Below are 19,114 nucleotides of genomic sequence, written 5' to 3' on the forward strand. Positions count from 1 at the left end.
CTCACGCTCCAGCGTGGGAATGCCTTGCGTGACGCTCCGCGTCACAGATCTGTGCTGCACTGCATACTCAAGAGAGGACGCAGAGCGTCCAGAACGGCATGCGACGCGGAGCGTCGCACGATAATCGAGATTAAGGCCTGCCGAAGCGGAGCGTCGCACGATAATCGAGATTAAGGCCTGCCGACGTGGCGCCGCACGATAGTCGATGCGGCACGATAGCCCTATCAGTGGGGTGTGCGCTGTGCCTTGTCGAGGAATGTCCAGGCCACGAAGCGGCTTTGTTTCTGGCCCTGGCCCATCTCGATCACTTTCACCTCAAGCGCGCCGGCTTTTTTCAGGGCGCTCTGGATCGGTGGCAGGTTGGATGACTTGGACACCAGGGTGCTGAACCACACCACCTGGCTTGGCAATGTGGCGCTTTCCTGGATCAACTGGGTCACGAAGCCGATCTCGCCGCCTTCGCACCACAGCTCCTGAGATTGCCCACCGAAGTTGAGAACCGGCAGCTTGCGCTTGGGATCAGCCTTGCCCAGTGCGCGCCATTTTCGTTGGCTGCCACGCTGCGCCTCATCCAGCGAGGCATGGAAAGGAGGGTTGCAGAGGCTCACGTGGAAGCGTTCGCTGCTGTCGAGTAACCCGACCAGGATCTGCTTGCGATTGTCCTGCTGGCGCACGCTGATGGCCTTGCTGAGGCCATTGGCTTTGATGATCGTGGTAGCCGCCGCGATGGCCGTGCTGTCGATGTCCGACCCAACGAACTGCCAGCCATAGTCGCTATGCCCCAGCAGCGGGTAGATGCAATTGGCTCCGGTACCGATATCCAGCGCCTTGATGGATGCGCCGCGTGGGATCACGCCTTCATTGTCCTCGGCCAGCAAGTCGGCGAGGAAGTGCAGGTAGTCCGCACGCCCTGGAATGGGCGGGCACAGGTAATCGGCCGGAATGTCCCAATGGGCAATGCCATAGAACGCTTTGAGCAGCGCGCGATTGAACACCCGCACCGCCTGTGGTTTGGCAAAGTCGATGCTTTGCTTGCCATACGGATTGAGGATCACGAACGCTGCCAGCTCGGGGCTGGATTTGATCAGCTTCGCAAAGTCGTAATGACCCTGATGACGATTGCGCGGGTGCAAGGTGGCCTTTTCACGCGGCGCAGCAGGTTTGGCTGGCCGCTGAGGTTTTTTGCGCGGTGGTTTGCGGGTATCGGTCATGGGTTCGATGGTCAGCCGTGATGTCGAGTACAGAAATTCAGATAACAAAAAGCCAGCCCATAATCGGGCTGGCTTTTCTGGCCACCTTACAGGCTGGCGATGCGGGCGTGTTGCTCGGCCAGCTTGCCCAGTGCCTGTTCGGCTTCGGTCAGCTTGGCGCGCTCTTTGGCGATGACTTCAGGCGGTGCCTTGTCGACGAAGGCGGCGTTGGACAGCTTGCCGCCGACGCGTTGCACTTCGCCTTGCAGACGCTGGATTTCCTTGTCCAGACGCGCCAGTTCGGCCCCTTTGTCGATCAGTCCGGCCATCGGCACCAGCACTTCCATGTCACCCACCAGCGCGGTGGCCGACAGTGGCGCTTCTGCACCCTCGGTCAATACGGTCATCGATTCCAGCTTGGCCAGCTTCTTGAGCAGGTAATCGTTTTCGCTCAAACGACGCTGATCCTCGGCACTCACATTCTTGAGGAACAGTTGCAGCGGCTTGCCCGGGCCGATGTTCATTTCGCCACGGATGTTGCGCACGGCAAGCATCAGGCCCTTGAGCCATTCGATGTCGTCTTCGGCAGCCTGGTCAATGCGTGCTTCGTTGGCCACTGGCCACGGCTGCAGCATGATGGTCTTGCCTTCTGCGCCCGCCAGCGGCGCAAGGCGCTGCCAGATTTCTTCGGTGATGAACGGCATGAACGGGTGCGCAAGGCGCAGCGCGACTTCGAGCACGCGTACCAGTGTACGGCGTGTGCCACGCTGACGTTCGACCGGTGCGGTTTCGTCCCACAGCACAGGCTTGGACAGCTCCAGATACCAGTCGCAATACTGGTTCCAGATGAACTCGTACAATGCTTGGGCAGCGAGGTCGAAGCGGAACTGATCCAGTTGGCGGGTCACTTCGGCTTCCGTGCGCTGCAATTGCGAGATGATCCAGCGATCAGCCAGCGACAGTTCGACCGCTTCGCCGTTCTGGCCGCAGTCTTCGCCTTTGTCCAGCACGTAACGCGCAGCGTTCCAGATCTTGTTGCAGAAGTTGCGATAGCCTTCGACGCGGCCCATGTCGAACTTGATGTCGCGACCGGTGGACGCCAGCGAGCAGAAGGTAAAGCGCAGGGCGTCGGTGCCGTAGCTGGCGATGCCGTCGGCGAACTCCTGGCGGGTCTGCTTCTCGATCTTCTTCGCCAGCTGCGGCTGCATCAGCCCACTGGTGCGTTTCTCTACCAGCGTTTCGAGGTCGATACCGTCGACGATGTCCAGCGGGTCAAGCACGTTGCCCTTGGACTTTGACATCTTCTGGCCTTGGCCGTCACGCACCAGACCGTGCACGTAAACAGTCTTGAACGGGACCTGCGGCGTGCCGTCCTCGTTCTTCACCAAGTGCATGGTGAGCATGATCATCCGGGCGACCCAGAAGAAAATGATGTCGAAACCGGTGACCAGCACGTCGGTGGAGTGGAAGGTTTCCAGTGCCTTGGTCTTTTCCGGCCAGCCGAGCGTGGAGAATGTCCACAGGCCCGAGCTGAACCAGGTGTCGAGTACGTCGTTGTCCTGCTGCAGCGCGATTTCCGGGCCAAGGTTGTTCTTGGCGCGAACTTCGGCTTCGTCGCGGCCGACGTAAACCTTGCCGGACTCGTCGTACCAGGCCGGAATGCGATGGCCCCACCAGAGCTGACGGCTGATGCACCAGTCCTGGATGTCGCGCATCCACGAGAAATACATGTTTTCGTATTGCTTGGGCACGAACGCGATACGGCCGTCTTCCACAGCGGCAATCGCAGGCTCGGCCAGCGGTTTGGTGGAGACATACCACTGATCGGTCAGCCACGGCTCGATGATGGTGCCGGAACGGTCGCCTTTCGGCACCTTCAGGGCGTGATCATCGACGCTGACCAGCAGGCCGGCGGCATCAAACGCAGCAACGATCTGCTTGCGCGCTTCAAAGCGGTCGAGACCGGCGTAGGCCGCAGGCAGGCTGCCGTCGACGCTTTCGTTCAGCGTGCCATCAAGGTTGAAAACCTGAGCAGCAGCGAGAACGTTGGCATTCTTGTCGAAGATGTTCAGCAGCGGCAGGTTGTGGCGTTTGCCGACTTCATAGTCGTTGAAGTCATGCGCCGGGGTGATTTTCACGCAGCCGGTGCCGAATTCAGGGTCGCAGTAGTCGTCCGCGATGATCGGGATGCGGCGGCCTACCAGCGGCAGTTCGACGAACTTGCCGATCAATGCCTTGTAGCGCTCGTCCTGTGGGTTCACCGCAACGGCGGCGTCACCGAGCATGGTTTCCGGGCGAGTGGTGGCAACGATCAGGTAATCCAGACCTTCGGCGGTTTTTGCACCGTCGGCCAGCGGATAGCGCAGTTTCCACAGATGGCCTTTCTCGTCGTGGTTCTCCACTTCAAGGTCGGAAATCGCGGTGTGCAGCTTGGTGTCCCAGTTGACCAGGCGTTTGCCACGGTAAATGAGGCCGTCTTCATGCAGGCGCACGAAGGCTTCCTTCACGGCGTCGGACAGGCCGTCGTCCATGGTGAAGCGCTCGCGGCTCCAGTCGACGGACGAGCCCAGACGGCGGATCTGACGGCTGATGTTGCCGCCGGACTCGGCTTTCCATTCCCAGATCTTGTCCAGAAACTTCTCGCGGCCCAGCTCATGACGGCTCACGCCTTGCGCTTCAAGACGACGCTCCACCAGCATCTGCGTGGCGATACCGGCGTGGTCGGTGCCCGGTTGCCACAGCGTGTTGCGACCCTGCATGCGACGGAAACGGATCAGGGCGTCCATGATCGCGTTATTGAAACCGTGGCCCATGTGCAGGCTGCCGGTAACGTTCGGCGGCGGGATCATGATGGTGTACGAGTCACCCACGCCTTGCGGAGCGAAATAATTTTCGGACTCCCAGGTCTGATACCAGGAAGTTTCGATGGCGTGCGGCTGGTAAGTCTTGTCCATGCGCGGCGGGAACCTGTGGCATTGATTCGGAAACCGGTAAGTATAGACCTGACGGCCAGCGACAAGCCATAAGCGCCGGGCCACAACTGGCAGATCTGCCAGTTGGCGGCGAGTGGACCAAGGGGCATGATCCGGTGTTCAAGCATTGATCACAGGACGGATGCGGCCATGGACAAGACTTCGGAAAGCAGGCGCGTACTGTGCCGATATCGCTATGACGCGCTGGATCGTATTGCCTTCGTCGATCCCGGAGCACAGGGTGAAGTGTCGCGTTTTTATCAAAAGAACCGTTTGACGGTCGAGATACAGGGCGCAACGCGTCGCCGTGTATTTCACGGTGAAAACCTTTTGTTAGCGGAGTATGAGACTGAAGGCTCTGTCGCCCGGACGGACCTTCTGGCCACCGACCTGCAAAGCAGTGTATTGCATGCTTTGAGTTCGGAGGGGCACCAGCCGCTGGGCTATAGCCCTTACGGACATCGCTTGCCGGGCGGCCCCTTTTCCGGCTTCAACGGCGAGCGCGCGGACCCTGTGACCAGGCATTACCTGCTGGGTAACGGCTACCGCTCGTTCAACCCGGTGCTGATGCGATTCAATAGCCCGGACACCCTGAGTCCATTTGGACGGGGAGGCTTGAATGCGTATGCCTACTGCCAGGGCGATCCGGTTAACAGGAGTGATCCTGATGAGCATATTCCCGTGGCGGCGCTCGCCAGCGCGGCCAGGCGTTTTGTTTTTGAAGAGCTGCCTGAGAATGCCCTTAAGAATATACTCGGGCGCGTTTCTCTAGGAGACGCGGCGGCGTTGAGTGCAACGACCCCTCAAACAGGCAGGATGGTATCAAAAACATTAGACAAGGTTTGGGTTGATATAAACGATCCCAGCGCACTGTCGACAATTGAAGGGCATTTAAGTACGACCAGGGCGCTAAGGCATGACGCTTTCTACAGCGCGCAGTTCGAGCATGTAGCGACGAGCATCGAGAAAGGATTCAGTAGAGAGATAAATAGCGTTGATCGTCAAACACAAGCGATTCTTGATCACGTGGCTGGCGTGAGTGGAAGCAGTGAGTTGCAGGCTACGCGCGCGCTAGAGCGTGCCCAGCGCTATCAGTCAGAAAGCCTGACAAGAATCACTGAGCACATGGAAACGCACAGGAAGTTGCACAAGGACTGGAATGCACTTATCAATCGTGAAGCAGACACGCGCCGGCGTATAGCTTATATCCGCTCCACATTCAATCCTCGCTAATAACGTATCCACACGCATGTGAGCCAGTTTCCAAACCGCGCGCTTCACTTCTTCTGCTGCGCCAATAACCGCCCCAGCCTTGCCTTCAGTCGACACTTGATCTCGTTTTCTATATGTGGGGCGAAGTATGTGGAGCGAAGTCGTCGACCACGTCCTGCATGATCAATTGCGCGGCTGCGCGCAGTTCGCTGTTCAGATGAAGCAGTGCATCAGGGTTGGGCTGCGCTTGCGGCGGAGCTGTCTGCTACGCCCTGCGGAGCGAAATAATTTTCGGACTCCCAGGTCTGATACCAGAAAGTTTCTATGGCGTACGGCTGGTAAGTCTTGTCCATGCGCGGCGGGAACCTGTGGCATTGATTCGGAAACCGGTAAGTATAGACCTGACGGCCAGCGACAAGCCATAAGCGCCGGGCCACAACTGGCAGATCTGTCAGTAGGCGGCGAGGGGGGAGAGGGGCATGATCCGGTGTTCAAGCATTGATCACAGGACGGATGCGGCCATGGACAAGACTTCGGGAAGCAGGCGCGTACTGTGCCGATATCGCTATGACGCGCTGGATCGTGTTGCCGTCGTCGATCCCGAGGTGCAGGAGGCGGTGTCGCGGTTCTATCAAAAGAACCGTTTGACGGTCGAGATACAGGGTGAAACGCGCCGTCGTGTATTTCACGGCGATGATCGCTTGTTGGCTGAGTATGAAACGGACGGCTCCATCACTCGGACCGATCTGCTGGGCACCGACAGGCAAATCAGCGTGCTGCATGCCCTGAGTTCAGAGGAACGGCAGCCGCTTGCTTATAGCCCTTACGGACATCGCTTGCCGGGCGGCCCCTTTTCCGGCTTCAACGGCGAGCGCGCGGACCCTGTGACCGGGCATTACCTGCTGGGTAACGGCTACCGCGCGTTCAACCCGGTGCTGATGCGTTTCAACCGGCCAGACTCGTTAAGTCCATTTGGGCGGGGAGGCTTGAATGCATATGTGTATTGTCAGGGGGACCCGGTTAATAGAAGTGATTCTGGTGGACACGTCGGGGTCCACATACTCTTTCTCGACAAGTTACCAGACCTGGCGCTTGACAGAATATTCAGGCACCTGTCTTTCAAAAATATGGCCGCAGTGAGTGGAGCGTCTAATACGTTGAATGAGAGAGGAGCCGGGCTGATAGCCTCGCAGTTAAATAAGCGTTTTGTAGACGCCAGTAACCCAGACGTACTGTCGGACCTTCGCAGCGCTATAGAAAACGAACCGGGTTTTCTGCCGAGTGTATTCAAGAGTGCAGACTTCAAAGTACAGTTTGAAAAAGTCACGGCGAACGCCAGTCAAAAAACGAGCGATCGAATCAAGGAGGCCTGGCGTGCAGAGCAATCATTCTCTGACAAATTCACGGGTAAACCCAATACCGGTTACGACGATTTCAAGAAGGCATTGGCTATTAAGCTCAACGAGCACGAAGGGTCTCCCGAAACACTGCTAAATATAAAAAGGGATGAGGCTAGACGCAAGACGCTCATGAGAGCCTGGTATACCCAACTTAATCTCAAGGGGGAAATGGAGCAGCAAGTAGCAAAGATCCGCTCCCTATTGAATTCTCCCTGACAGCGTCTGTATGCCTGTGTACTCCGGACTCCTGATCACACGTTCACTTCTGCTGCTGCGCCAATAACCGCTCCAGCCTCGCTTCCAGCCGACGCTTGATTTCAGCCTCGATGTGCGGGGCGAAGTCGGCGATCACGTCCTGCAGGATCAACTGCGCGGCGGCACGCAATTCGTTGTCCAGATGCAGCAGGGCATCCGGGTTCGGCAGTGCTTGAGGCTGGGCAGGCTGTTGAACGGTCTGAAGCTGCTCGACAGGTGCGGCTTGCACATCAGGCGTCAGCGTCGGGATGTCGTCTTCGTCGAAGTCCTGTTGATAAGTCGCGTCGGGGCGAGCGCCGACCACATCGAATAACAGAGGAATCTGGCCTTCCGGACGAGCCGGGTCGTTCGGCAGCGGGGAGTGTGCGGGGTCATCGCCGAGCAATTGGCGGATCGATTCCAGATCGTTCAGCAAATGCGCGGATTCAGCTTTTTTTGAAGTATCCATCGTGTCCTCAAAGGCGCTGCAGTCGGTGATCTTGCGGAGGATAGCCCTGTTCACGGTATGAACGGAAACTCTCGCGTGCGGCAAGACGTATGGCCGGGTCTTCGACAACCACTTCCGCCACGCGGGCGAAGCGTTTGAAGAAGGCCGGAATGCTCAGGTCGAGGTTGACCAACAGGTCCTCGTGAGCGCCCGAGTCGTCACCCAGACCCAGCACTACGGGGGCATCGGAGTCGCTCTCGGCGTTGCCGTGGGGCAGAAACACTTCGCCCCTGAAGCGCCAAAGCCGGGCATCAAGGTCTTCACGCTGCGCTGCATCGCTGCAATGCAGATAGACCTTGTGGCCCAAACGCCAGGCTTTTTCCGTGAGTTTGCAGGCAAAGTCCAGGCGCGCGGCAGGATCGGCGCTGGGCAGGATGTAAAAATCGACTTGGGTCATACAGGTTCCAGAACCAGTGGCGTATCGACCGTGAGGCCGACACGCCAGGTGTCTTCTTATACGCCGGCGCGGTCGAGCAGGTATTGGGTCAGCAGCGGAACCGGACGTCCGGTGGCACCTTTTTCCTTGCCGCCGCTCAGCCACGCAGTGCCAGCGATGTCCAGGTGAGCCCAGTCATAGGCCTTGGTGAAGCGCGACAGGAAGCAGGCCGCCGTGATGGTGCCGCCTTTCGGTCCACCGATATTGGCGATGTCGGCGAACGGGCTGTCGAGCTGCTCCTGGTACTCATCGAACAACGGCAACTGCCAGGCACGGTCATCCGCCTGTTTGCCCGCATCGAGCAACTGATTGATCAGCGCGTCGTTGTTGCCCAGCAGGCCGGAAGTGTGGCCGCCCAGCGCAACCACGCACGCGCCGGTCAGAGTGGCGATGTCGATGACTGCCTGTGGCTTGAAGCGTTCGGCGTAGGTCAGTGCATCGCACAGCACCAGACGGCCTTCAGCGTCGGTGTTGAGAATTTCGACCGTCTGGCCACTCATGGTAGTGACGATGTCGCCGGGACGTGTCGCGGTGCCGCTCGGCATGTTTTCGGCGCAGGCCAGAATACACACCAGATTGATCGGCAGTTTCAGTTCCAACACAGCGCGCAGGGTACCGAATACGCTGGCAGCGCCGCACATGTCGAACTTCATCTCGTCCATGCCCGAGGCAGGCTTGATGCTGATGCCGCCGGTGTCGAACGTGATGCCTTTACCGACCAGCACGAAGGGCTGATCACCTTTTTTGGCACCCTGATAGTTCATGACGATCAGGCGAGGTGGCTGGGCGCTGCCCTGAGCCACCGCGAGGAAAGAGCCCATGCCCAGTTCGGCCAGTTTCTTCTCGTCGTGAACTTCCACTTTCAGATTCTTGTGTGCCTTGCCCAGCGCCTTGGCTTCTTCGCCCAGGTAGGTCGGGTGGCAGATGTTAGGTGGCAGATTGCCCAGGTCGCGGGTCAGTGCCATGCCGGTGGCGATAGCCTTGGCGTGAGTGGAAGCACGCTCGATGTCAGCTATGCGTACCTTGTCGGTCAGCAGGGTGATTTTTTTCAGGGCGCGAACTTCGGCTTTCTGGGTCTTGAAGCGGTCGAAGACGTATTCGCCATCCGCCAGGGCCTCGACCAGCAGGCGAGCCGTGCCGTAGGTGTCGCGGTTTTTCACTGACAGGTCATCGAGCGCAATCGCAGCGTCGCTGCCGCCCAGGCCTTTGAGGCAGGTCAGTGTTGCGCCGACGATTTTTTTCAGCTGGCGGTCCGACAGTTCACCTTCCTTGCCGGTACCGATCAGCAGAACGCGCTCTGCCTTGATGTTGGGCAGGTTGTGCAGCAGCAGGCTCTGACCGACCTTGCCCGCCAGATCACCGCGTTTGAGAATGAGGGAGATGGCTCCGCCGCTGAGGATATCGACAGCCTGGGCAGCACCAACCAGTACACGGCTTTCGCCGACGGTGACCACCAGCGTTGCGGTTTTCAAGGTTTCTGGGCTTACGCTTTTAACAACCAATTCCATGTGGGGTCCCCGAGTAGACGATGAGAGTCGCAATATGAATGATGTACGCGGGATGGCCTGAGTGTTTTCAAGGAGGATGCCCGCGGTAAGCCTTGCAGTTTGACCCCGCTGCACGACTGCTGACAACCCCGTAGAGCCGCCTGCTTTGCGTGTATGTGCGAACTATCCCCGGTGCGCAGTGACAGAAACACACAATCACAGGATAATGCCGCATATTTTTTGATGCCCACGCCTTTTGCCGGCGTGAATCTCTGGTTGCCGTGGCTCACAATTTTTCCCTGTTTGGCTGCCTGAGCCTGACAACTCTGGAGTGTCTGGTTTGATTGTCTTCCGTTATCTGTCCCGAGAAGTGCTGCTTACCTTGAGCGCGGTCAGCGCCGTGCTGCTGGTGTTCATCATGAGCGGACGCTTCATCAAGTACCTGGCGCAGGCCGCGTCCGGTGCGCTCGATCCGGGCGTGCTGTTCCTGATCATGGGTTTCCGCCTGCCAGGCTTTCTGCAGGTAATTCTGCCGCTGGGCCTGTTCCTCGGCATTCTCATGGCTTACGGGCGCCTGTACCTGGAAAGTGAAATGACCGTGCTGGCCGCCACCGGCATGAGTCAGCAGCGGCTGCTTGCCATCACCATGGGGCCTGCCACGCTGGTCGGGCTGTTGGTCGCCTGGCTGAGTTTCAGTCTGGCTCCACAGGGCGCTACCCAGTTTTCGCTGCTGATCAACAAGCAGGACGCCATGACCGAGTTCGACACGCTGGTGCCGGGCCGTTTTCAGGCGCTGCGTGACGGTACACGTATCACTTACACCAAGGAACTGTCGGAAGACCGCTCGCAACTGGCTGGTGTGTTCATCTCTGAAAAACGCATGTCCGGCGACAAGAGCAAGGACAACGGTATTACCGTGCTGGTGGCAGAGAAGGGCCATCAGGAGGTAAGGCCCAATGGCAGTCGCTTCCTGATCCTCGAAAACGGCTATCGCTACGATGGCAATCCTGGTGCGGCTGATTACCGTGTGATCAAGTACGACACCTACGGGGCGATGCTGCCCAAGCCGGAAATCAGTGAAGAAATCACCGACCGTGAGGCCATTCCGACCAGCGAACTGATCGGCAACCCGGCACCGCGCTCCGTCGCCGAGCTGCAATGGCGTATTTCGCTGCCGCTGTCGGTGTTCATCGTCACGTTGATGGCTATTCCGTTGTCGCGCGTCAATCCGCGTCAGGGCCGTTACCTGAAACTTTTGCCGGCGATCCTTCTGTACATGTCTTATCTGGCCATTCTGATCTCGGTGCGCAGTTCGCTGGAGAAGGGCAAGCTGCCGCTCAGCCTTGGCATGTGGTGGGTGCATGGCATCTACCTGTCCATTGGCCTGCTGTTGTTCTATTGGGAGCCTCTGCGTCTGAAGATGGCGAGTCGTCGCAGCGTCACGGAGGTGACTCGTGGTCAAGCTTGATCGATACATCGGTAAAAGCGTATTGCTGGCGATTCTTGCGGTTCTGGGAATCATTCTGGGGCTGGTTTCATTGTTCGCGTTCATCGACGAGATGGGTGATATCAGTGACACCTACACACTGGCGGATGCCCTCAGCTACGTCATGCTGACCGCGCCGCGGCGTGTCTACGACACGCTGCCAATGGCTGCCCTGATCGGTTGCCTAATTGGTCTGGGTACGCTGGCCAGCAGCAGCGAACTGACCATCATGCGTGCAGCAGGTGTGTCCATCGGGCGCATCGTCTGGGCGGTCATGAAGCCGATGCTGCTATTGATGGTTGCTGGTGTACTGGTCGGCGAGTACGTGGCTCCCTACGCCGAGAACCAGGCTCAGGCCGCTCGCTCGCTGGCTCAGGGCTCGGGTGATGCGCAGAGCGCCAGGCATGGTCTTTGGCACCGTCAGGGTGACGAATTCATCCACATCAACACCGTCCAGCCCAATGGTCTGATGCTTGGCGTGACACGTTACCGTTTCGACGATCAACGCCACATGCTGACGTCCAGCTTTGCCAAAGAGGCCAATTTCAAGACCGATTACTGGGAGTTGAAGGACGTCAGTACCACGCATTTCAATGACGGCCGTACCGAGGTCATCAATACGCCGGTCGAGCGCTGGGATGTAGCGTTGAGCCCGCAATTGCTGAGCACAGTGATCATGCCGCCCGAGTCGCTTTCGATCAGCGGTCTCTGGAACTACGCGCATTATCTGGCTGATCAGGGCTTGAGCAATGGCCGCTACTGGCTGGCGTTCTGGACCAAGGTATTGCAACCGGCTGTGACAGTAGCGCTGGTGCTGATGGCAATCTCGTTCATCTTCGGCCCGCTGCGTTCGGTTACGCTGGGGCAGCGCGTGTTCACGGGGGTGGTGGTCGGCTTTACCTTCCGCATCATTCAGGACCTGCTCGGTCCTTCCAGCCTGCTGTTCGGTTTCCCGCCGTTGCTGGCCGTGCTGATGCCTGCTGCAGCCTGTGCGCTGGCCGGTGTGTATCTGCTGCGCCGCGCCGGATAGCGTCATGTAGCCGCAGTGAAAAAGCCGACATTGAGTCGGCTTTTTCATGGGCGTACTCATGTACTTGTCGAGCGGAATCGCACATATAAAAAAGCCTCTGACATTGCTGTCAGAGGCTTTCTGTACGTACGAGAGTGTGTCGTATCAGGCTTCGGCTTGAACTTCGTCAGCCTGCATGCCTTTTTGGCCCTGCACGGCAACGAAGGTAACTTTCTGGCCTTCTTTCAGGCTTTTGAAGCCGTTACCCTGAATGGCGCGGAAGTGTACGAACAGATCCGGCCCGCTCTCAGGAGTGATAAAACCAAAACCTTTTTCATCGTTGAACCACTTGACGGTACCGCTCTGACGATCAGCCATTTTCTTATTTCCTTGACGCTTGACTTGAATTGGTTACAGCCTCTTTCACACGAAAGAGCACTGGGGCTGGTTGCAGGAAGTAAGAAACGTAGAACGGGTTGTAGCAAACCTAGAGCTACTGCCCAGGTCCAGATTCGGCGACCCATGCAAACACAGTCCGGAAACTCTACGCCAACTCTCGTTACAAATACAACCCCCCTGCCTTGTACCCTGTTTCCGGGGGGGGAGAGCCTTATGCCCGGCGTGTTTGCCTGCTGTGCACGGTGTCTGGTCTGTCATAACATTTTGCACTTTATAGGTGCGTTTTTGGCATATACAACAGACTGTTCACTCGGATGAAACACGGCCGAAACAGTAGTGTGTAACAGCACCTGCGCAACAGCGAAGTGTTGCTGTTTTTTTGACGCCGTTGTTTAGCCGCGAAAGTAACGTTGTGCAACGAAAGGCATTTTTGCAACACGCATGGGCACTTTCTTGCCGCGCACCATTGCCCAGACCTGTGTATCCAGCGCGGTGTAAGCGTTGTTCAAATAACCCATGGCCAGCGGGCCAGCCAGGCTCGGGCCAAAACCGCCGCTGCAGACAGTGCCGATGACAGTGCCCTGTTCATCGACGATTTCTGTGCCCTCACGCACTGGCGTACGCTCTTCGGGAAGCAGGCCGACACGTTTTTTGGCGACACCGTTCTGTTGCTGGGCAAAGACCTGCTCTGCTCCCGGGAAGCCGCCTGCACGCGCACCGTCGGCGCGCCGTACTTTGGAAATAGCCCATAACAGGCTGGCCTCTACGGGGGATGTGTCGGTGTCCATGTCATGACCGTACAGGCACAGACCTGCTTCCAGTCGCAGCGAATCACGTGCGCCCAAACCGATCGGGGCAACTTCCGGTTCTTCCAGCAGGCGGCGCGCCAGGGCTTCAGCCTGTTCGGCCGGTACTGAAATTTCATAGCCGTCTTCGCCGGTATAGCCCGAGCGGCTGACATAGCATTGAACGCCCAGCAGCTTGACGCTGGCGAACTGCATGAAGGTCATCTTCGCCACTTCCGGCGCAAGGCGCGCCAGCACCGTGACAGCGGCCGGACCTTGCAGGGCGAGCAGGGCGCGCTCTTCGAACAACGGTTCGATAGTGCAATGCCCCGCCAGGTGCTTGCGCAAGTGCGCCAGGTCCTGATTCTTGCAGGCCGCGTTGACCACCAGCATCAGTTGATCACTGCCGAGATTGGCAACCATCAGGTCATCGAGAATGCCGCCAGCATCGTTGGTGAACATCGCATAGCGTTGCATGCCGACTGGCAGGTCAATGATGTCCACTGGCACCAGGGCCTCAAGGGCCTTGGCAGCATCTGTACCGGTAAGACGAATCTGGCCCATGTGCGAGACATCGAACAGGCCGGCCTGCGCGCGAGTGTGCAAATGTTCTTTCATTACGCCAGCCGGGTATTGCACGGGCATGTCGTAACCGGCGAAGGGCACCATCTTCGCGCCGAGTTCGCGGTGAAGGGCGTGCAGAGGAGTGGTCAGCAGGGTTTCTGTGGACATGTTCAATTCCTTGTTGAGCGGGCCATGCAGAACGGCATCGCCTGTGCGCACTCACAATCGAGCTGCGCACAGGCATGCCAAAGCACGGGCTATCAGGCTTCCTGATAGCTCTCGATGGACGGGCAGGCACAGACCAGATTGCGGTCGCCGAAGACGTTGTCGACACGGCCGACCGGAGGCCAGTACTTGTTCTCGATCAACGAATCAACCGGATACACCGCCTGTTCGCGGCTGTAAGGATGGCTCCACTGGCCGACGATTTCCGCAGCGGTGTGCGGTGCGTTTTTCAACGGGTTGTCGTCTTTGTCCAGTGTGCCGTTTTCAACCGCGCGTATTTCTTCACGGATCTTGATCATGGCGTCGCAGAAACGGTCCAGTTCTTCTCTGGACTCGCTCTCGGTCGGCTCGATCATCAAGGTCCCGGCAACCGGGAACGACATGGTCGGGGCATGGAAGCCAAAGTCGATCAGACGCTTGGCCACGTCATCGACGCTGATGCCGCTGCTGTCCTTGATAGGGCGCAGGTCAAGGATGCATTCGTGGGCAACCAGCCCGTTGGTGCCGGTGTACAGCACCGGGTAGTGCTCTTCCAGGCGGCGCGAAATGTAGTTGGCGTTGAGGATCGCCAGTTGCGAAGCGCGTTTCAGGCCTTCGCCGCCCATCATGCGGATGTACATCCAGGTGATTGGCAGGATGCTGGCGCTGCCGAACGGGGCTGCGCAGACTGCGCCTTCCTTGCGCTCCATGCGTGCATGGCCCGGCATGAACGGGGCGAGATGGGATTTGACGCCGATCGGACCAACGCCTGGGCCACCACCGCCGTGCGGAATGCAGAAGGTCTTGTGCAGGTTGAGGTGCGATACATCGCCACCGAATTTGCCCGGAGCGCACAGGCCGACCATGGCGTTCATGTTGGCGCCGTCAATGTAGACCTGGCCACCGTTGTCGTGAACGATACCGCAGATTTCACGGATGCCTTCTTCGAACACGCCGTGGGTTGACGGGTAGGTGATCATGATCGCCGCAAGCTGGTCGCGGTGCTGAACGGCCTTGGCGCGCAGGTCTTCGATATCGACGTTGCCACGTGCATCGCAGGCGGTGACCACGACACGCATACCGGCCATGTTGGCTGTGGCCGGGTTGGTGCCGTGTGCCGATGAAGGGATCAGGCAGATATCGCGATGCTCATCGCCACGGCTCTGGTGATAAGCGCGGATGGCCAGCAGGCCGGCATATTCACCCTGGGAGCCGGCGTTCGGTTGCAGCGAGATTGCGTCATAGCCGGTGGCCGCACAGAGCATGGCCTCCAGCTCGTCGGTCAATTGTTGATACCCGGCGCTCTGCTCGGCCGGGGCGAACGGGTGCAGGTTGCCGAATTCGGCCCAGGTCACCGGGATCATTTCACTGGCGGCGTTGAGCTTCATGGTGCACGAGCCCAGTGGAATCATGGTGCGGTCCAGCGCCAGATCCTTGTCAGCGAGCTTGCGCAGGTAGCGCATCAGTTCGGTTTCAGAGTGGTAGCGGTTGAACACCGGGTGGCTGAGGATTGCCGACTGGCGCAGCAGTGCAGCGGGCAGGCGCGACGGGACGCTGGCTGCCAGTGCGGTGAAGTCGGGCAGGTTCTGACCGTCGCTGGCGAAGATTTCCCACAGCGTTTCAACTGCCGACTGCGAGGTGGTTTCGTCCAGTGACAGACCCAGGTGCTGGTCGTCGATTTCACGCAGGTTGATGTGCCTGGCGCGAGCCGCTGCGTGCAGCGCCGCGGTCCTGCTGCCGGTGTTCAGGGTCAGGCTGTCGAAGAAGAATGCCTGCTCGGCCTTCAGACCCAGCGTACTCAAGCCTTCGGCAAGGATCGCGGTCAACTGGTGAACGCGTTTGGCGATCTGTGTCAGGCCGCGCGGGCCATGGTAGACGGCGTACATGCTGGCGATGTTGGCCAGCAGCACCTGCGCAGTGCAAATGTTGCTGGTGGCCTTCTCGCGACGAATATGCTGTTCGCGGGTCTGCATGGCAAGACGCAGGGCCTGCTTGCCGTGACGGTCCACCGATACGCCGACCAGGCGGCCCGGCATGTCGCGCTTGAAGGCATCGCGGGTTGAGAAGTAAGCCGCATGCGGGCCGCCGAAGCCCAGCGGTACACCGAAGCGTTGTGCGCTGCCGATGGCCACGTCGGCGCCAAATTCGCCTGGCGGGGTCAGCAACGTCAGTGCCAGCAAGTCGGCAGCCACGGCGACCAGCGCGTTGGCAGCATGGAAACGTTCGACCAGCTCGCGGTAATCGAACACGTCGCCGTTGCTGGCCGGGTATTGCAGCAACGCGCCAAAGTAATCGCTGACGTCGCCCAACTCGGCTTCGTCCGCCACCACAACGGTAATGCCCAATGGCTCGGCACGGGTACGCAACACATCAAGTGTCTGCGGGTGGCAGTGGCTGGAGGCGAAAAACTGCTGGCTGCCTTTGTTCTTGCTCAAGCGTTTGCAAAAGGTCATTGCTTCGGCAGCAGCGGTCGCTTCGTCGAGCAAGGACGCGTTGGCAATCGGCAGGCCGGTCAGGTCGCTGATCAGCGTCTGAAAATTGAGCAGCGACTCCAGACGACCTTGGGAAATCTCCGGCTGATAGGGCGTGTAGGCGGTGTACCAGGCCGGGTTTTCCAGCAGATTGCGCAGGATCGGTGCCGGCGTGTGGGTGTTGTAGTAACCCTGGCCGATGTAGGTCTTGAACAGTTGATTCTTGCTGGCGATGGCCTTGATGGACGCCAGCGCATCGGCTTCGCTCTGCCCGGCAGGCAGGTTCAGCACGCTGGTGCCCTTGATGCTTTCCGGGATAACGCTTTCGCTCAGCGCTTCAATGGAGTCGAAACCCAGCGTCTGCAACATGGCCTGCTCGTCGGCAGCGCGCGGGCCAATGTGACGGGCGATGAATTCGTTGGCAGTGGTCAGTTCAATACGGTCAGTCATGGCGTGCTCCTCAGGCTTGGGCGTTGGCTTTGATCAGGCGGTCGTAGGCGTCCTGATCCAGCAGGCCGTGGATGGCGTCGGCATCCTGTGGAATGAAACGAAAAAACCAGCCTGCACCGAGAGCGTCTTCATTGACCAGCTCCGGCGTGTCATCGAGGACTGAATTGACCTCGACCACTTCACCGTCCAGCGGCATGTTGATGCTGCTGGCGGCTTTCACCGATTCCACCACTGACACTTCAGCGTGTTGAGTGTAGGCCTGCAAGTCCGGGAGCTGCACGAAGACTACGTCGCCCAGCGACTCTTGCGCATAGGGCGTGATGCCGACCGTAATGCTGCCGTCGGCTTCGGCACGCAGCCATTCATGGTCAACGGTGAATCGCAACTCGCTCATACAAACTCCTCGGAGAACAGGGCTCGCGCAGCACGCGAACAATATGAGCTATGGCTAAGCAATTTAGCGGCCATGTTTTATTTTTTTCATATAAATCAAATAGTTACTGATTATTAGGTCAGTACGACCGATTTCAGCTGTAGCGAAATCGCTACACAGTTCAGGTATTTGAAAATACGTGCTTGATCAAGGCCTTGATGCAAGGGGAGTGAGCTTTAATGGAGTGAAATCATTACAGTGGAACGATTTCGTTGCGAGGCGAGGGGTGTTACTGCACCCAGCCAGCGCATAGCGCTGACCGGGTGGTCGTTCATGACGCAGGCTTAAGGCTTGGGCGCGGTAGCGGCTACTGAAATATTACCCGCTTCCCACTGCGACTCGCGCGCATCCAGTGCAACAGCAATGGCTTGCACTTTGGTGGATGAAAGCTCCGACGGCAGCGGGTCCAGACCCGCACTGGCGAAAATCTGGCCGTAAGCGTTGCGCAGGTCGGCATACGCCAGGTCACGACGCAGATCAGCCTGCAGGGTGTTCAGTTCGCCCTGGATCAGATCCAGCTCGCCCAGACCGGCAGCCTGATAACGATTGCGCAGTTGACCGACGATCTGGCTGTCGATGCTCGACAGCTGTTGGCTGGTTTTGAACTGGCGCAACGCCTCGTTGTAGTTGGCGTTGGCCACGTAGAGCTGGGCCAGTACGGCAATGGACATTGCCTGACGACGCGCAGTAGCGACTTCTTCGCCGGCCTTGGCGACGTCAATGGCGGCAGGTGCCGACAGCACATTGAACAGGTTCCAGGTGACTTTTACGCCCAGATCAGCCCATTTGTCGTTGACCAGAAACGAGTTGCTGTCGTAATGGCCGCCTGCCGAGAACTCCAGGCCGGGCAGCATGCGCAGCATGGCCTTGCGGGTTTCGGCCGAGCTGATACGGGTTTGGTAATCCTGTTCGCGCAGCTCGGGACGACTGGCCAGCGCTTCGGTTTCCAGGCGCGCCATGTCGACCTTGAGTTGCGGAATCGAGTAGTCGTCCGGCGTCGCCAGCTTCAGATCGGTGCCCAGCGGCAGGTTGATCAGGGTCGCCAGTTCGGTCTTGGCCAGTGAAAGCGCCTTGCGCTGTTCTTCAAGCTGACGCGTCGCCTGGATCAGTGAGCGCTGATAACCCAGTGCCTGTACCGGGTCACCTACACGCTGCTGGCTCATTTGCTGGCTGTTGTCCTGCGCTTTTTCAACGCGAACCATCAGGCTGTCGATCTGCTTGAGCATGCGTTCGGCGGCGACGGCGCGCCAATAGGCTGAACGCACGTCCTGAACGATGGTGTTGATCACCTTGCGACGGCGTTCCTGAACGATCAGGCGTTGGTCGCCTTGCTGTTTGGCGCTGATGTAGCTGACACCGAAGTCGAGTACGTTCCACACCATGGTCAGGTCGGCGACACGACGGCTGCGATCCTGCGAGGTTGAAGGTTCGAGGGACTGGGTTCCGGTCTCGACGCTTTCACTGCTCGATGCGCTGACGTTACTGCGTCCGGCATAGCCCGCTGAAAGTGCCATGCGCGGCAGCATGTCGAAGCTGGCGAGGTCCAACTGACGTTTGGCCAGGGCTTCTTCCATGATTTTCAGGCGCGCTTCAAGGTTGTACTTCACCGCGCGGGCCATGGCTTGGTGCAGGGTCAATGCACCGTTCAATGGCTCTTGATCCTTGTACATCAGTTGCAGATCGCTTTTGGCGCGCTGCTCGCTGACGCTTCGGTCGATAGGCTGGCTGGTAACAGCGCAACCACTCACTACCAGCGCCAGCAGGCTGATGCTGAACAACTTCTGACTTCTTTTCATGCTCCGACCGCCCCTAGCTCTAGCTACCGCATTCTTTTTTATGAGCGCCGTACAGCTACGACGCATTACCAAACCCTG

The 19,114-nt window shown here is 58.7% G+C and carries 14 protein-coding genes and 2 pseudogenes; 4 read left to right on the plus strand and 12 right to left on the minus strand.

Annotated elements, in window-relative coordinates; translation table 11 throughout:
- Positions 1–224 precede the first annotated feature (224 nt).
- The gene (rlmF, locus tag RYA97_RS20290; RefSeq protein WP_117139514.1) at positions 225–1,211 is read right to left on the minus strand and encodes a 23S rRNA (adenine(1618)-N(6))-methyltransferase RlmF; all 987 of its coding nucleotides are present in this window, start codon (positions 1,209–1,211) and stop codon (positions 225–227) included.
- Positions 1,212–1,297: 86 nt separating this feature from the next.
- The gene (locus tag RYA97_RS20295) at positions 1,298–4,144 is read right to left on the minus strand and encodes a valine--tRNA ligase (RefSeq protein WP_117139515.1); all 2,847 of its coding nucleotides are present in this window, start codon (positions 4,142–4,144) and stop codon (positions 1,298–1,300) included.
- Positions 4,145–4,312: 168 nt separating this feature from the next.
- On the opposite strand from RYA97_RS20295, the gene RYA97_RS20300 reads away from it, so the two are divergent.
- Positions 4,313–5,395, plus strand: coding sequence for an RHS repeat-associated core domain-containing protein (locus RYA97_RS20300; protein ID WP_117139516.1), 1,083 nt, complete (start codon positions 4,313–4,315; stop codon positions 5,393–5,395).
- Between the two features lie 44 nt (positions 5,396–5,439).
- Here RYA97_RS20300 and RYA97_RS20305 read toward each other — a convergent pair.
- Together RYA97_RS20305 and RYA97_RS26635 are read right to left on the minus strand one after the other, a co-directional pair.
- A pseudogene (locus tag RYA97_RS20305) lies at positions 5,440–5,624 on the minus strand (DNA polymerase III subunit chi); the annotation flags it as partial.
- A gap of 19 nt (positions 5,625–5,643) precedes the next feature.
- Positions 5,644–5,727: pseudogene (locus RYA97_RS26635) on the minus strand (hypothetical protein); the annotation flags it as partial.
- Between the two features lie 168 nt (positions 5,728–5,895).
- Here RYA97_RS26635 and RYA97_RS20310 point away from each other — a divergent pair.
- Positions 5,896–6,990, plus strand: coding sequence for an RHS repeat-associated core domain-containing protein (locus RYA97_RS20310; RefSeq protein WP_316893008.1), 1,095 nt, complete (start codon positions 5,896–5,898; stop codon positions 6,988–6,990).
- A gap of 43 nt (positions 6,991–7,033) precedes the next feature.
- Here the strand turns inward: RYA97_RS20310 and RYA97_RS20315 are convergent, their stop codons facing one another.
- Genes RYA97_RS20315 through RYA97_RS20325 form a run of 3 tightly spaced genes read right to left on the minus strand, consistent with a single transcriptional unit; the run spans position 7,034 to position 9,460 of the window.
- Complete coding sequence (locus tag RYA97_RS20315; protein WP_005741044.1) at positions 7,034–7,477, minus strand: hypothetical protein; 444 nt, start codon at positions 7,475–7,477, stop codon at positions 7,034–7,036.
- A 7-nt stretch (positions 7,478–7,484) separates the two neighbouring features.
- Complete coding sequence (locus RYA97_RS20320) at positions 7,485–7,913, minus strand: DNA polymerase III subunit chi (protein WP_005741043.1); 429 nt, start codon at positions 7,911–7,913, stop codon at positions 7,485–7,487.
- Positions 7,914–7,969: 56 nt separating this feature from the next.
- Positions 7,970–9,460 carry a leucyl aminopeptidase gene (locus RYA97_RS20325; protein ID WP_002552285.1) on the minus strand — a complete coding sequence of 497 codons (1,491 nt, stop codon included), beginning with the start codon at positions 9,458–9,460 and terminating at the stop codon, positions 7,970–7,972.
- Between the two features lie 319 nt (positions 9,461–9,779).
- Here RYA97_RS20325 and lptF point away from each other — a divergent pair, with 319 nt between their 5' ends.
- Both lptF and lptG read left to right on the plus strand, forming a co-directional pair.
- Entirely contained in the window at positions 9,780–10,907 is a 1,128-nt protein-coding gene (lptF, locus tag RYA97_RS20330) for an LPS export ABC transporter permease LptF (RefSeq protein ID WP_002552286.1), read from the plus strand.
- Positions 10,894–11,955 carry an LPS export ABC transporter permease LptG gene (gene lptG, locus RYA97_RS20335; RefSeq protein ID WP_002552287.1) on the plus strand — a complete coding sequence of 354 codons (1,062 nt, stop codon included), beginning with the start codon at positions 10,894–10,896 and terminating at the stop codon, positions 11,953–11,955. Before lptF ends, lptG begins: the two co-directional genes overlap by 14 nt.
- A 144-nt stretch (positions 11,956–12,099) precedes the next feature.
- Here lptG and RYA97_RS20340 read toward each other — a convergent pair whose 3' ends face one another.
- The 5 genes from RYA97_RS20340 to RYA97_RS20360 all read right to left on the minus strand — a co-directional run bounded on the left by RYA97_RS20340 (position 12,100) and on the right by RYA97_RS20360 (position 19,018).
- Complete coding sequence (locus tag RYA97_RS20340) at positions 12,100–12,312, minus strand: cold-shock protein (protein ID WP_002552288.1); 213 nt, start codon at positions 12,310–12,312, stop codon at positions 12,100–12,102.
- A 413-nt stretch (positions 12,313–12,725) separates the two neighbouring features.
- Positions 12,726–13,850, minus strand: coding sequence for a glycine cleavage system aminomethyltransferase GcvT (gene gcvT, locus RYA97_RS20345; RefSeq protein WP_005741042.1), 1,125 nt, complete (start codon positions 13,848–13,850; stop codon positions 12,726–12,728).
- Positions 13,851–13,942: 92 nt separating this feature from the next.
- Positions 13,943–16,807, minus strand: a complete 2,865-nt coding sequence (gcvP, locus tag RYA97_RS20350; RefSeq protein WP_005741040.1) for an aminomethyl-transferring glycine dehydrogenase — start codon at positions 16,805–16,807, stop codon at positions 13,943–13,945.
- Between the two features lie 10 nt (positions 16,808–16,817).
- A complete protein-coding gene (gene gcvH, locus RYA97_RS20355; RefSeq protein WP_002552291.1) occupies positions 16,818–17,201 on the minus strand; it encodes a glycine cleavage system protein GcvH in 384 nt (127 codons plus the stop codon).
- Positions 17,202–17,524: 323 nt separating this feature from the next.
- Positions 17,525–19,018 carry a TolC family protein gene (locus RYA97_RS20360; RefSeq protein WP_010202019.1) on the minus strand — a complete coding sequence of 498 codons (1,494 nt, stop codon included), beginning with the start codon at positions 19,016–19,018 and terminating at the stop codon, positions 17,525–17,527.
- Positions 19,019–19,114: the final 96 nt, after the last annotated feature.

Source organism: Pseudomonas syringae group sp. 26L6 (assembly GCF_032587815.1).
Classification (GTDB): Bacteria; Pseudomonadota; Gammaproteobacteria; order Pseudomonadales; family Pseudomonadaceae; genus Aquipseudomonas; species Aquipseudomonas amygdali.